Origin of the sequence: Paraburkholderia sp. GAS333, assembly GCF_050435665.1 — a bacterium.
GTDB classification, from domain to species: Bacteria; Pseudomonadota; Gammaproteobacteria; order Burkholderiales; family Burkholderiaceae; genus Paraburkholderia; species Paraburkholderia fungorum_A.
Genome location: NZ_JBNDKS010000001.1, coordinates 1,537,692 through 1,551,217, shown reverse-complemented (window position 1 = coordinate 1,551,217; position 13,526 = coordinate 1,537,692). Strand labels below are relative to the sequence as shown.

Sequence of the window (13,526 nt, the reverse complement as noted above, 5' to 3'; positions counted from 1 at the left end):
TTATCAGCATGGGCGCGCGGACTGAATATGTCGAACGGCATAGCCGGAATCGTCCGCTGGAGCGTGCTGGCCGACAGGCGCTGTTCTGTGGCGGCGGTAAACGGGGAGCTAGCGCAACGTGAAGGCGGACGGGGCTGGAGGCGCGGCCGTAATGGATATCGTCGCGAACGGTGGTTGCGATTGCTGTGGCTCCGGGTGCTGGGTCAACGTCGCCGCAGACAGGCGGAGACCAGGCGCAGGAGCGGCACTGGAATCAGGTGGAAACCGTGCAGAAACGGGCCGGAAAGCTACCGGAATCTCGAGAAAAACGTCCTCATTCATCGAATCCCGGTTGGGCGCGCAAATAGTTTGCTAAAATATTCGGCTCTTTGGACCCAACCGTGCTGCCGGCGGCCTGCAAGCCCGCGGCGCAGGCGCGCAATCGATGCAAAACGACGTTAGCGAATGTAAGAACGTTTGCACGCGACATCGACAAGCGGCACGGAGAAGATAACTGATTCGCTCGAATAATTTTAGGACGATTGAAGCCATGGCTAACGTTGTTGAAAACCTCGGCAAGCTCGAACGCCGCGTCACGATTTCCCTGCCGAAGGATGCCGTGCAGAAGGAAGTGGACTCGCGTATCCGTCAACTCGCGAAGAACGTGCGTATGCCGGGTTTCCGGCCGGGCAAGGTGCCGCTCAAGATGGTGACGCAACAGTATTCGGGCCAGGTGGAAGCCGAAGTGCTGAGCGACAAGGTCGGCAAGGAATTTTTCGACATCAGCCGCACCGAAAACCTGCGCGTTGCAGGCCAGCCGAGCTTTGCGCCGAAGGCCGACGTCGCTGAAGGCGACTACGCATTCGACGCAACTTTCGAGGTGTACCCGGAAGTGAAGCTGGGCGATGTCGCTACGGCTGAAATCGAACGCACCACGACCACGATCAGCGAAGCGGAAATCGACCGCACGCTGGAAATCCTGCGCAAGCAACGCGTGCACTTCCACGCTCGCGGCGAAGCTGGCGATCACGGCGACGGCGGTGCCGATACGGCAGCCAAAGACGGCGATCGCGTGACGGTCGACTTCGTCGGCAAGATCGAAGGCGAAGTGTTCCAGGGCGGTAGCGCCGACGACTTCGCGTTCGTGCTGGGCGAAGGCCGCATGCTGCCGGAATTCGAAAAGGCGGCACTGGGCCTGAAGGTCGGCGAGGCGAAGGAATTCGACCTGGCGTTCCCTGAGGACTACCACGGCAAGGACGTCGCAGGTAAGACGGCGCAATTCACGATCACGATGAAGAAGATCGAGTGGCCGCACCTGCCGGAAATCGACGCTGACTTCGCGAAGTCGCTCGGTATCGAAGACGGCGATCTGACCAAGATGCGCGCCGAGATCAAAGACAATCTCGAACGCGAAGCAAAGCGCCGCACGCAAGCCATCGTCAAGAACCAGGTGATGGACGCGCTGCTGAAAATTTCCGAACTCGACGTGCCGAACGCACTGATCGAACAGGATCAGGAGCGCCTCGTCGGAATGGCGCGTCAGGATCTGGAGCAACGCGGCGTGCCCAACGCTAAAGATGCGCCGATCCCGGCTGCCATGTTCAAGGAACAGGCTGAGCGCCGCGTCAAGCTGGGCCTCGTGCTGGCTGAGCTGGTCAAGGCTAACGAACTGCAAGCCAAGCCGGAACAGATCCGTGCTGAAGTCGACGAGTTCGCAAAAAGCTACGAAGACCCGAAGGAAGTCGTCCGCTGGTATTATTCGAACCAGCAACGTCTTGCTGAAATGGAAGCGTACGTCGTTGAAGCCAACGTCGTCGATTTCGTTTTGGGTAAGGCGAAGGTGACGGACAAGGAAGTGAGCTTCGAAGAACTGGCAAGCGCAACGGCGCAAGCGTAAGCGTCGCTGCAACGGCGTGCCGGCTGTCGGAGCGACGGCCCGCACGCCGTTTTTTTGTGCTGTGAATGTGCGTTGCATTTTGCATGGCATTGCGCGTCCAGTTCGTACTGATCGCGCACTTGAATGCGGGCTCGTCGACCACACCTGTCTAGCATCGAATATTTAGAATATTTCCAGACAAGGATCCATTGCATGACCTTTCGCGCTCAAATGCTGGACACGTTGACCTCCCAATCGTCACGGGATCTCGAAGCGCAGGCGCTCGGACTGGTGCCGATCGTCGTGGAAACGAGCGGCCGGGGCGAGCGCTCGTATGACATCTACTCGCGTCTGCTGAAGGAACGTATCGTGTTCCTCGTGGGCGAGGTGAACGATCAGACGGCTAATCTGGTTGTCGCGCAGATGCTGTTCCTGGAAAGCGAGAATCCGGACAAGGACATCAGCTTCTATATCAACAGCCCCGGCGGGTCAGTGTCGGCCGGCATGGCGATCTACGATACGATGCAGTTCATCAAGCCGGACGTTTCCACTCTGTGCATGGGTCTTGCAGCTAGCATGGGTGCGTTCCTGCTGGCGGCAGGAGCGAAGGGCAAGCGTTTTGCATTGCCGAATTCGCGCGTGATGATTCACCAGCCGCTGGGCGGCGCGCGTGGTCAGGCCTCGGATATCGAAATTCAGGCTCGGGAAATTCTGTACCTGAAGGAGCGCCTGAATAGTCTGCTCGCCCACCACACCGGCCAGCCGGTCGAGCGTATTGCCCGCGACACCGACCGCGACAATTTCATGTCCGGCGACGACGCGCAAGCTTACGGTCTGGTCGACCAGGTCGCGCACAAGCGTCCTTGACCTGGTGCGGTTTTGCCCTTAGTTGGGGCAAGGCCGCCAGATCCGTTGTGAAATAATCAAGAATCGTCCGAGCGCCTGCGGCAAACGCCGTCACCTTGGCTCAAACCCCGCCACGCCCAAACCGCGAGGCGGGGGCAAACGGCGTATCATGTAATTGAGTGTCCGGAGGCTCACACATCTATGGCGGACAAGAAAGGTTCTAACAGCGAAAAGCTGTTGTATTGCTCGTTTTGCGGCAAGAGCCAGCATGAGGTCAAAAAGCTGATTGCTGGCCCGTCGGTGTTCATTTGCGATGAATGTATCGACCTGTGCAACGAAATCATCCGTGACGAGGCGGCGGGTGCGGGCATCGAGGCGGGCTTGTCCAAGTCCGATCTGCCAAGTCCGCAGGAAATTCGTGAAATTCTCGACCAGTACGTGATCGGTCAGGAACGCGCGAAGAAGATTCTTGCAGTAGCGGTGTACAACCACTACAAGCGCCTCAAGCATCTCGACAAGAAGGATGAAATCGAGCTGTCAAAGAGCAACATTCTGCTGATCGGCCCGACCGGTTCCGGCAAGACTTTGCTCGCGCAGACGCTCGCACGCCTCCTGAACGTCCCGTTTGTGATTGCTGACGCAACCACGTTGACGGAGGCCGGCTATGTCGGCGAAGACGTCGAGAACATCATTCAGAAGTTGCTGCAGAACTGCAACTACGAAGTGGACAAGGCCCAGCGCGGTATTGTCTACATCGATGAAATCGACAAGATCAGCCGCAAGTCCGACAACCCGTCTATCACACGTGATGTGTCGGGTGAAGGCGTGCAGCAGGCTCTGCTGAAGCTCGTCGAAGGCACGATGGCGTCAGTGCCTCCGCAGGGCGGCCGCAAGCATCCGAATCAGGACTTCATCCAGGTCGACACCACCAATATTCTGTTCATCTGCGGTGGCGCGTTCGACGGTCTGGAGAAGGTCATCGTCGACCGCACCGAAAAGACGGGTATTGGTTTCGGCGCGAGCGTGAAGAGCAAGCAGGAGCGGGACGCGGGCGAGGTGCTTCGCGAAGTGGAGCCGGAAGATCTGATCAAGTTCGGTTTGATTCCCGAACTGATCGGCCGTCTGCCGGTGGTCGCCACGCTCGGCAAGCTCGACGAAACTGCGTTGATGAAGATCCTCGTTGAACCGAAGAACGCATTGGTGAAGCAGTACCACAAGCTGTTCAACATGGAACGCGTCGAACTGGAGATTCGTCCGGCTGCGTTGCAGGCTGTGGCGCGTAAAGCGATCCGTCGCAAGACGGGTGCGCGCGGTTTGCGCTCCATCCTGGAACAGGCGTTGCTTGAAGTGATGTACGACCTGCCGCAAATGAAAGGCGTCAGCAAGGTCATCATCGACGACAACGTTATCGACGGCGACGGCAAACCGCTACTGATCTACGAAGACGCGCCCAAGGTCGCGGGTTCGAACTGATCGGCTTTCGAGTTCTGCAAAAAAAGCCGTTCATGGCAACGTGAACGGCTTTTTTCGTTTATCGTGTGGTCAATGAAGCTTGTTTTCACAATGGAGTCACTGAACCTTCGGAGTCACTGAACTTTTCCCACACGCGGAGGCCTTGCAATAGTTTCTGCTGGCCTCACCTATCGAACGAACTGATTCCACTCATGGGGAAATGAAATGTCAGGAACCCAACTCCTCCCGCCGGAACGCATTACGCTCCCGCTGCTCCCGCTGCGTGACGTAGTCGTCTTCCCGCACATGGTGATTCCGCTCTTCGTAGGCCGCCCGAAGTCGATCAAGGCTCTCGAAGCAGCGATGGAAGGCGGCAAGCACATCATGCTCGTCGCCCAGAAAACGGCTGCGAAAGATGAGCCGACCGAAAAGGACATGTACGAAGTAGGGTGTGTCGCCAACATCCTGCAAATGCTCAAGCTGCCCGATGGCACCGTCAAGGTGCTCGTCGAAGGCTTGCAGCGCGCGAAGACGCTTTCCATCGAAGAACAGGAAACGCAGTTCTCGTGCGAAGTCATGCCGCTCGAACCCGACCACGCCGACAGCGCTGAAACTGAAGCGTTGCGCCGCGCGATCGTGTCGCAGTTCGATCAGTATGTGAAGCTGAATAAGAAGATTCCGCCTGAGATCCTGACGTCGCTGTCGGGTATCGACGAAGCGGGTCGTCTGGCCGATACGATCGCGGCGCATCTGCCGCTCAAGCTCGACCAGAAGCAGCACATCCTCGAAATGTTCCCGGTCATCGAGCGACTCGAGCATCTGCTCGCGCAACTCGAAGCCGAGATCGACATCCTGCAGGTCGAAAAGCGTATCCGTGGGCGTGTCAAACGCCAGATGGAGAAGAGCCAGCGCGAGTACTACCTGAACGAACAGGTCAAGGCGATCCAGAAGGAACTCGGCGAAGGCGAAGAAGGTGCGGATCTCGAAGAACTCGAGAAGCGCATCACGGCTGCCCGCATGCCGAAGGAAGCCAAGAAGAAGGCCGACGCCGAGCTCAAAAAGCTCAAGCTGATGTCGCCGATGTCGGCTGAAGCGACGGTCGTGCGTAACTATATCGACACGCTGATCGGCTTGCCGTGGCGCAAGAAGAGCAAGGTCAACAACGACCTCTCGAATGCGGAGCGCGTGCTCGATGAGGACCACTTCGGTCTCGAGAAAGTGAAGGAACGCATTCTCGAGTATCTCGCGGTCCAACAACGTGTCGACAAGGTCAAAGCGCCGATCCTGTGCCTCGTTGGGCCTCCGGGTGTCGGTAAGACGTCGCTGGGTCAGTCGATCGCTCGCGCTACGAACCGCAAGTTCGTGCGTATGGCGCTCGGCGGCGTGCGTGACGAAGCTGAGATTCGCGGCCATCGTCGTACGTACATTGGTTCGATGCCCGGCAAGATTCTGCAAAGCCTGACCAAGGTCGGCGTGCGCAATCCGCTCTTCCTGCTCGACGAAGTCGACAAGATGGGCCAGGATTTCCGCGGCGATCCGTCATCGGCTCTGCTCGAAGTGCTCGATCCGGAACAGAACCATACGTTCGCCGATCACTACGTCGAAGTCGACTTCGATCTGTCGGACGTGATGTTCGTGGCGACGTCGAACTCGCTGAACATTCCGCCGCCGCTGCTCGACCGGATGGAAGTGATCCGTCTGTCGGGTTACACGGAAGACGAGAAGGTCAGCATCGCGCAACGTTATCTTTTGCCCAAGCAGAAGAAGAACAACGGCCTCAAGGAAGGCGAGGTCGATGTAACGGAAACCGCGATCCGCGACATCATTCGTTACTACACGCGTGAAGCGGGTGTTCGTTCGCTCGAGCGTGAAATTTCGAAGATTTGCCGCAAGGTCGTGAAGATGCTTCTGCTGAAGAAGGCAGAAGGCGCGGTGAAGGTCGACGGCAGTAATCTCGACACGTTCCTCGGCGTGCGCAAGTACGACTTCGGTCTGGCTGCGAAGGAAAATCAGGTTGGCCAGGTCACGGGTCTCGCGTGGACGGAAGTGGGCGGCGATCTGCTGACCATCGAAGCCGCGGTGATGCCGGGTAAGGGCAATGTGATCCGCACGGGTTCGCTCGGCGACGTGATGAAGGAATCCGTCGAAGCTGCGCGCTCGGTTGTGCGTTCGCGTTCGCGTCGTCTCGGTATCAAGGACGAAGCGTTCGAGAAGCAGGACATTCACATCCACGTGCCGGAAGGCGCGACGCCGAAGGACGGTCCTTCGGCCGGTATCGCGATGACGACCGCGCTGGTGTCGGTGTTGACCGGTATTCCGGTTCGTGCCGACGTCGCGATGACGGGCGAAATCACGCTGCGTGGTGAAGTCTTGCCGATCGGCGGCCTGAAGGAAAAGCTGCTGGCTGCGCATCGCGGTGGTATCAAGCTGGTGCTGATTCCGGAAGAAAACGTCAAGGACTTGACGGAGATTCCGGATAACGTGAAGAACGCGATCGAAATCGTGCCGGTCCGCTGGATCGACAAGGTGCTCGAACTTGCGCTCGAACGTGTACCGCAAGCATTGCCGGAAGAAGAGGCAAAGCCTGCAACGCCCGTTGCAGCCGAGCCGGGTAAAGACGCTGGCGCAACAGAAGTTGTGAAGCACTAAAGCAGCTGGCAACCTGGTTGCTTGCTGGACAAAAAACCCGCGGTTACGGCCGCGGGTTTTTTATTGTCTGGACGCATCGCGTGATGACCGCGCGTACTGTCATTCCCACCTTATGGGCAAAGTTCGGAGTGCCCGCGCACGCATGGAATTGTTGCAATCTTCGGTTATAAAAAAGCGGTTTAAAAAGCCGCTGAATCAGGCTCAACCCCGCTTGACACAAGGGTTTCGGCCAATTCTAATGAGGCGGCTCGGCGTTACCGCCAGCCGCGTGATGATCCAGGTGCGTTAAAGCACCGTCACGATTGCCATAAACATTCTCGGGGGTAGGAATGAACAAGACGGAATTGATCGATCACATTGCACAACAAGCCGACATTTCGAAGGCGGCGGCAGGTCGTGCACTCGATGCTGTGATCGGTGGCGTCAAGGGTACGTTGAAGAAAGGCGGTTCGGTGACGTTGGTCGGTTTTGGCACGTTCGCGGTCGGCAAGCGGACGGCTCGTACGGGGCGCAATCCGCGCACCGGCGCAGCGATCAAAATCAAGGCCGCAAAAGTTCCTAAATTTAGGCCTGGCAAAGCTCTGAAGGATGCGCTAAACTAATGGGCTTGCTGCTTGAGGAATAGCCGGTTCGCCAGAAAGAAGTGCGGCGGGCAGGTGCTAGCCGAGGCGTCGAAATGTTCGGCCCGAAGCGATCAGGCAGCAATAGCAGAAGCACATGAATCGTGAAGCTGGGTGCTTAGCTCAGTTGGTAGAGCGGCGCCCTTACAAGGCGTAGGTCGGGAGTTCGAGCCTCTCAGCACCCACCAGTTTCAGATTCGGTTCGAGTGTTTCAGCGCAGTGACGCAGTATAAGGAGTGGTAGTTCAGTCGGTTAGAATACCGGCCTGTCACGCCGGGGGTCGCGGGTTCGAGTCCCGTCCACTCCGCCAGCATCCATGAAAGGCGAACTCCGGTTCGCCTTTTTTTTTGCCCGCTGTTGTAAGATCGGGCGTTCTGTTTTTGGCACTCCACGCATGCTCGATTTTTTCCGTAATCACAAACGCCTGATGATGTTCATGCTCATCCTCGTCATTGTGCCGGGGTTGGGTTTTGTGGGTATTCAAGGGTTCCGCGGCTTTTTCGACGAGAGCGCAAACGTCGCAAGCGTCAACGGTCACAAGATCACTCGCGCAGAGTACGACGACGCCATGCGTCAGCAGCTCGACCGCGCTCGTCAAATGCTTGGCGCGCAGTTCGACATGAAGTCGTTCGATACGCCGGATCGTCGTCGCGACATGCTCGACGGTTTGATCGAACAGCGCGTGCTGGCCGATGAAACGCAGCGTCTGCATCTGACTGCATCCGACGACGCCGTGCGTCGCGTTCTGCTCAACGATCCGGTTATCTCGTCGCTGAAGAATCCCGACGGCTCGATCGACCTCGACCGCTACAAGCAATTGCTTGCGATGCAGGGCATGACGCCCGACCAGTACGACGAGCGCGTGCGCTATAGCATTGCCACGCAGCAACTGCCGGCAAGCATTCAAGGCAGTGCTTTCACGTCGAAAACCCTCGCACAGCAACTGACCGCACTGGCAGAACAGCAGCGTGAAGTGCAGGGCATCGCGTTCCATCCGCGTGACTATGCGGCGAAAGTCCAGCCGACCGACGCGCAATTGCAGGCGTATTACGACGCGCACAAGAGCGACTTCGCCACGCCCGCCACGGCTACGATTCAGTACCTCGTGATGTCGCCGGCAACGTTGAGCGCGGCAACGCAGCCGAGCGACGCCGATCTGAAGAAGTACTACGACGACAACATCACGCACTTCCGCACGGACGGCGAGGTGCGTGCAAGCCACATTCTGATTTCGGCGCCGAAAGACGCGAGCCCGGCTGACAAAGCCAAGGCGAAGCAGAAGGCCGAAGAGTTGCTCGCGCAGATCAAGGCGCACCCGGATCAGTTTGCGCAGATCGCTCAGCAGAATTCGCAGGATCCGGGTTCGGCATCGAAGGGCGGTGACCTCGGTTACTTCGGTCGCGGCATGATCGCGGGCGGTCAGGCATTCGACGACGCTGTGTTCGCGCTGAAGAAAGACGAAGTCAGCGGCATCGTGCAAACCGATTTCGGTTTCCACATCGTCAAGGTGACGGATGTGAAGCCTGCCGTCACGAAACCGTTCGACGAAGTGAAAGATCAGATCGCGAAAGATCTGAAGACGCAACTGGCCAGCAAGGCATTCACCGACGATTCGGAAGGCTTCACGTCGATCGTCTACGAAAAGGCGAAGAGCCTGCAACCGGCCGCCGACAAGTACAAGCTCCAGTTGCAGACCGCAACGGTCACGCCGCAGCCGGATCCGAAGCTGCCGCCGGATAGCCCGTTGAACAACGCGAAATTCCTCGCGGCCGTGTTTGCTAACGATGCGGTGCAAGCTCGCAATAACACGCAAGCTATCGATGTTGGCGGCAACGCGCTGATCGCTGCACGCGTGACCGACTACAAGGCTGCGGCCGTGCCGGCGCTCGACGCGATCAAAGATGCCGTGCGTCAGAAGGTCGTTGCGGTTCAATCGGACGAGGCAGCGCATAAGGACGGTATCGCGAAGCTGGCCGAGTTTGAAAAGTCGAAGGCAACGACCGGTTTTTCGTCTCCGCTGAAGGTTTCGCGCAATGACGCGCAAGGCGTGCCGCCTGCCGCATTGAGTGCAATCTACAAAGCCGATGCGCAAAAATTGCCGGCTTACGTGGGTGTGGACCTCGGTGCTGATGGTTACGCGATCTATCGGGTGAACTCGGTGGTCGCGGGTGCGCCGATCGACCCGCAGCGTCTGACTGCTGCGCAGCAACAGATCGCACAAGTTGCCTCGCAGTCGGAAGTCGAAGCCTATGTGCAGGCGCTGCGCGAGCGTTCGAAAGTGAAGTTCTACGGTTCGCTCGACAGCAGCAGCAATAACGCGCAAGGCAACGACGACTAACTGTCGTCAGCGCTTTCAGGCCGCGTACAGAACACCGTACGCAGGCAAAAAAAGCCCCGCATTTGCGGGGCTTTTTCATTTGACGATCGCGGTGCGACCGGCAAATGGTTTGCTGCTACGCAACGAGCGTTGCGTCAGACATTAAAGCTTAAAGGCAGCCGCTGATCGCGCCAGCCGCTTCACCGCCAGCGCCGCCGCCTGAGCGGAAACCGACCCACGTGCCCGGGCCGCTGTAGGACGGACGCACCACAGCCGCAGCGCCGTTAGGCGGTTGCTGACCCGGCACATACACGTCCATGGCCTGGTCGTTGGCCAGGGTATTTTGCGTGACAACCTGCTGTTGCGAACCGTCGGCCCATTTCTGCGCGATGCAGGTGGCCACGGCCTTCGGCGGTTGCTGGCTTTGTCCGACGGATTGAACGCCAGCAGGCGGTTGAGCGGCGCAGGCAGAAATTGCCACGGTCAAAGCGATTAACGGTAGGTATTTCACGTTATCTCCTCGGAAGTCGCTCTAGCGAAACGAGCGGGGTGACACGGGATAGGAAAGTGTCAGAACAAACTTGCCGATCCGCGTTCCCAAAGTTCTGGAAACAAGTTGTTAGCAGCTTTTCAGTGCGACGAACTTGTACGAAGGAGTGGCTTTACTGCAGGCCACACGTTGTTGAGTAGCACTGGCTGTGCCTGCTGGGTCGGGTGCATCTGATCGGCCTGGAACATGTCCGGTTTGTCGGCGATGCCGGCGAGCAGGAACGGCACTAACGGCACACGCAATTCCTTCGACAGATCGCCATACAGGCCGTGGAACTTTTGCGTGTAGTCGGGGCCGTAATTGGGCGGGACGTACATGCCCACCAGCACGACCTTTGCATGTCCCTGTTGAGCCTGCTCGATGATCGTGCGCAGGTTGTCTTCGGTGGTGGAAAGCGGCACGCCTCGCAATGCGTCGTTGGCGCCGAGTTCGACGATCACGATGCTCGGCTTCAGGCGTTGCATGAGCGCCGGCAAGCGGGCCCGTCCGCCGCTGGTGGTGTCGCCGCTGATGCTGGCATTGGCGACGCTATAATCGATTCGCTCGTCGGACAGACGCTGGCGCATCAGCGCAACCCAGCCAGTGTCGCGAGGCAGGCCGTATTCGGCGGAGATGCTGTCGCCGAGTACGACGATTACCGGCCGGGCAGGTTCGGGCGCATTGGCGGCCTGGGCCGCGAAGGGCATCGAAAAGAGGGCGGCGGCCATCACGGTCGAGCCGAATGCTGTAGACAGCGCTGCGGCGCGCGGGGCTATGGCGAGCACTTTCAACCTACGCTTCACCATGCTAAACAAAACTGATCCAGTCATTGAAGTGCGGGGTTTGTGCAAGAAGGTTAAGGATGCAACGGGCGAACTGACGATTCTCGACGATATCGATCTTGCTATCGATGCCGGCAGCAGTGTGGCAATCGTCGGTGCATCCGGGTCGGGCAAGTCTACGCTGCTTGGCTTGCTCGCGGGATTGGACAGCGCGAGTTCGGGCTCGGTTCGGTTGCTGGGCCGGGAACTCGGCGAACTCGACGAAGACGGGCGGGCTGCGTTGCGCAGCGGATCGGTCGGCTTCGTGTTCCAGTCGTTCCAACTGATGCCGCACCTGACCGCGCTCGAGAACGTCACGTTGCCGCTCGAGTTGCAAGGCGGCGTCGGCACGCGCGAGGCGGCGCAACGGGCGCGTGGTCTGCTGGAGCAGGTCGGCCTTGGGCAGCGTACCGGGCATTATCCGAAGCTGCTGTCCGGTGGCGAACAGCAGCGTGTGGCGTTGGCGCGGGCCTTCGTCACGCATCCGGCTATCCTGTTCGCCGACGAACCCACCGGCAGTCTCGATGCCGCGACCGGTCACGCCGTGATCGATCTGATGTTCGAGATGAATCGCGCGAACGGCGCCACGTTGATTCTCGTCACGCATGACATCGAACTGGCGCGTCGTTGCGACAAGACGGTGACGATCGAAGCGGGGCGGCTGGCCTGATCCTGCGCCATCGACAAAAATCGTCGCTATAAAAAAAGCGGGCCACGAAGGCCCGCTTTTTCATTTCCGCTATTCATTCCTGCTAGAAGCAGCGGGATTCAGCCCGAAGCATCGCTCACTTCTTCAACGCGGCCCGCGCCCGCGCGATCAGCGCCGAGGTCGACGAGTCGTGCTTCTTCTCGTCCACGCTTGCAGCGGTCAGATCGGCCTCCACCACCTTGCCGAGAATCTTGCCGAGTTCGACGCCCCATTGATCGAACGGGTTGATGTTCCACACCGACGCCTGCACCAGCACCTTGTGTTCGTACAACGCGATCAACGCGCCGAGCGAACGCGCAGTGAGCGCATCGAGTATCAGCGTGGCGGTCGGCCGGTTGCCCGGGAAGGTCAGATGCGGCGCGAGTTCCGGCTTGTCCGGGCCCGCCACTTTCTTCGCTTCTTCAAGCGTGCGGCCGAGCATCAACGCCTCGCTTTGCGCGAAGCAGTTAGCCAGCAGCTTCGGATGATGGCTCGCCAGCGGATGCTCCGGCGTCAGCACAGCAACGAAGTCGATCGGGACGATGGTCGGCCCTTGATGCAGCATCTGGAAGAACGCATGCTGGCCGTTCGTGCCAGGCTCGCCCCACGTCACCGCCGACGTCGGATAGTCGACGAACGCGCCGTCGAGCCGTGCCGACTTGCCGTTGCTCTCCATCTCCAGTTGTTGCAGATACGACGGCAGGAAATGCAGCGCTTCCGAATACGGCGCGACCAGGTAGCTTTGCGAGCCGAAGAAGTTGCGATACCAGATGCCGATCATGCCGAGCAGCACCGGCAAATTCTTTTCGAGCGGCGCATCGCGGAAATGCTGATCCATCTCGTTCGCGCCAGCGAGCAGTTCATCGAACTGCTGCGGGCCGACCGCGATCATGATCGACAGACCGACCGCCGACCACAGCGAATAGCGGCCGCCGACCCAGTCCCACATCTCGAACACGTTCTCTTTCGCGATGCCGAACTTGACCACTTCCGCCGGGTTCGCCGACACGCCGACGAAATGCTTCGCCAGTGCGCTTTCCGGGCAGCCCTTTTCGACGAACCAGTCGCGCAGCGAGCGCGCGTTGGTCATCGTTTCGAGCGTCGTGAAGGTCTTGGACACGATGATCGCGAGCGTTTCCTCGGGATCGATCTGCTGCATCACGTTGTACAGATCGGCGCCGTCGACGTTCGACACGAAGTGCGTGGTGATCTCCGGCGTAGCCAGATGATGCAGCGCGTGCACGACCATCTTCGGCCCGAGATCCGAGCCGCCGATGCCGATGTTCACCACGTAGCGAATCCGCTTGCCGGTGTAGCCGGTCCATGCGCCGCTGCGCACCTGGTCGGCGAACGCGGCCATCTTCGCGCGTTCGGCCTTGATCTCGGCGTGGAACGGCGCTTTCGGATCGGTCGCGCGCAACGCGGTATGCAGCGCGGCGCGGCCTTCGGTCGGGTTGACGACCTCGCCCGCGAACATCGCGTCGCGGCGTTTTTCGACGCCGGCTTCGCGCGCGAGTTGCACGAGCAGCTTCAGGGTTTCATCGGTGATACGGTGCTTCGAGAAATCGGCCGCGAGTCCGCCGCCCGCGAACGCGAAGCGCTCGGCACGGGTAGGGGCGGGGTCGTTCTCGGGGGCGAACCAGTCGCGCATGTGCGCATCGCGAATCTTCTCGTAATGCGTTTGCAGCGAGGACCAGGAGGGGAGCGAGTTCTGGGTCATAGCGTCCGTCTAACCAGGGGGCACGAAGA

10 protein-coding genes and 2 tRNA genes are annotated in these 13,526 nt (G+C 59.3%); 9 read left to right on the top strand and 3 right to left on the bottom strand.

The annotated features are described in order from the left end of the window. Positions 1-529: 529 nt before the first annotated feature. The 8 genes from tig (at position 530) to ABH945_RS06860 (ending at position 9,760) form a co-directional block, all read left to right on the top strand. On the top strand, positions 530-1,876 hold the full coding sequence (gene tig, locus ABH945_RS06895) for a trigger factor (RefSeq protein ID WP_074763947.1): 1,347 nt from the start codon (positions 530-532) through the stop codon (positions 1,874-1,876). A gap of 192 nt (positions 1,877-2,068) precedes the next feature. Then, positions 2,069-2,722: an ATP-dependent Clp endopeptidase proteolytic subunit ClpP gene (gene clpP / locus ABH945_RS06890; protein ID WP_074763948.1), complete on the top strand. Its 654-nt coding sequence runs from the start codon at positions 2,069-2,071 to the stop codon at positions 2,720-2,722. 180 nt (positions 2,723-2,902) lie between these two features. Then, positions 2,903-4,174, top strand: coding sequence for an ATP-dependent Clp protease ATP-binding subunit ClpX (clpX, locus tag ABH945_RS06885; protein WP_074763949.1), 1,272 nt, complete (start codon positions 2,903-2,905; stop codon positions 4,172-4,174). Between the two features lie 204 nt (positions 4,175-4,378). Next, entirely contained in the window at positions 4,379-6,802 is a 2,424-nt protein-coding gene (lon, locus tag ABH945_RS06880) for an endopeptidase La (protein ID WP_074763950.1), read from the top strand. 329 nt (positions 6,803-7,131) lie between these two features. After that, the gene (locus ABH945_RS06875) at positions 7,132-7,404 is read left to right on the top strand and encodes an HU family DNA-binding protein (protein ID WP_007585907.1); all 273 of its coding nucleotides are present in this window, start codon (positions 7,132-7,134) and stop codon (positions 7,402-7,404) included. 130 nt (positions 7,405-7,534) lie between these two features. Beyond that, a tRNA-Val gene (locus tag ABH945_RS06870) sits at positions 7,535-7,610 on the top strand. A 45-nt stretch (positions 7,611-7,655) separates the two neighbouring features. Continuing rightward, positions 7,656-7,732, top strand: a tRNA-Asp gene (locus ABH945_RS06865). Positions 7,733-7,816: 84 nt separating this feature from the next. Further along, positions 7,817-9,760, top strand: coding sequence for a SurA N-terminal domain-containing protein (locus ABH945_RS06860; RefSeq protein ID WP_074763951.1), 1,944 nt, complete (start codon positions 7,817-7,819; stop codon positions 9,758-9,760). Positions 9,761-9,908: 148 nt separating this feature from the next. Here the strand turns inward: ABH945_RS06860 and ABH945_RS06855 are convergent, their stop codons facing one another. Then, positions 9,909-10,250: a hypothetical protein gene (locus ABH945_RS06855; RefSeq protein ID WP_429250096.1), complete on the bottom strand. Its 342-nt coding sequence runs from the start codon at positions 10,248-10,250 to the stop codon at positions 9,909-9,911. Positions 10,251-10,369: 119 nt separating this feature from the next. Then, entirely contained in the window at positions 10,370-11,074 is a 705-nt protein-coding gene (locus ABH945_RS06850; protein ID WP_074763953.1) for an arylesterase, read from the bottom strand. Here ABH945_RS06850 and ABH945_RS06845 point away from each other — a divergent pair. Then, the gene (locus ABH945_RS06845) at positions 11,073-11,759 is read left to right on the top strand and encodes an ABC transporter ATP-binding protein (protein ID WP_429250095.1); all 687 of its coding nucleotides are present in this window, start codon (positions 11,073-11,075) and stop codon (positions 11,757-11,759) included. The genes ABH945_RS06850 and ABH945_RS06845 overlap by 2 nt on opposite strands. A gap of 115 nt (positions 11,760-11,874) precedes the next feature. Here the strand turns inward: ABH945_RS06845 and pgi are convergent, their stop codons facing one another. Beyond that, positions 11,875-13,497 (bottom strand): glucose-6-phosphate isomerase, encoded by a 1,623-nt coding sequence (gene pgi / locus ABH945_RS06840; protein WP_074763955.1) that lies wholly within the window; start codon positions 13,495-13,497, stop codon positions 11,875-11,877. Positions 13,498-13,526: the final 29 nt, after the last annotated feature.

Coding starts and splice junctions, on each gene's coding strand:
- tig (WP_074763947.1), top strand. CDS start 530: ATGGCTAACGTTGTTGAAAACCTCGGCAAGCTCGAACGCCGCGTCACG.
- lon (WP_074763950.1), top strand. CDS start 4,379: ATGTCAGGAACCCAACTCCTCCCGCCGGAACGCATTACGCTCCCGCTG.
- ABH945_RS06845 (WP_429250095.1), top strand. CDS start 11,073: ATGCTAAACAAAACTGATCCAGTCATTGAAGTGCGGGGTTTGTGCAAG.
- pgi (WP_074763955.1), bottom strand. CDS start 13,497: ATGACCCAGAACTCGCTCCCCTCCTGGTCCTCGCTGCAAACGCATTAC.
- clpX (WP_074763949.1), top strand. CDS start 2,903: ATGGCGGACAAGAAAGGTTCTAACAGCGAAAAGCTGTTGTATTGCTCG.
- ABH945_RS06860 (WP_074763951.1), top strand. CDS start 7,817: ATGCTCGATTTTTTCCGTAATCACAAACGCCTGATGATGTTCATGCTC.
- clpP (WP_074763948.1), top strand. CDS start 2,069: ATGACCTTTCGCGCTCAAATGCTGGACACGTTGACCTCCCAATCGTCA.
- ABH945_RS06875 (WP_007585907.1), top strand. CDS start 7,132: ATGAACAAGACGGAATTGATCGATCACATTGCACAACAAGCCGACATT.
- ABH945_RS06850 (WP_074763953.1), bottom strand. CDS start 11,074: ATGGTGAAGCGTAGGTTGAAAGTGCTCGCCATAGCCCCGCGCGCCGCA.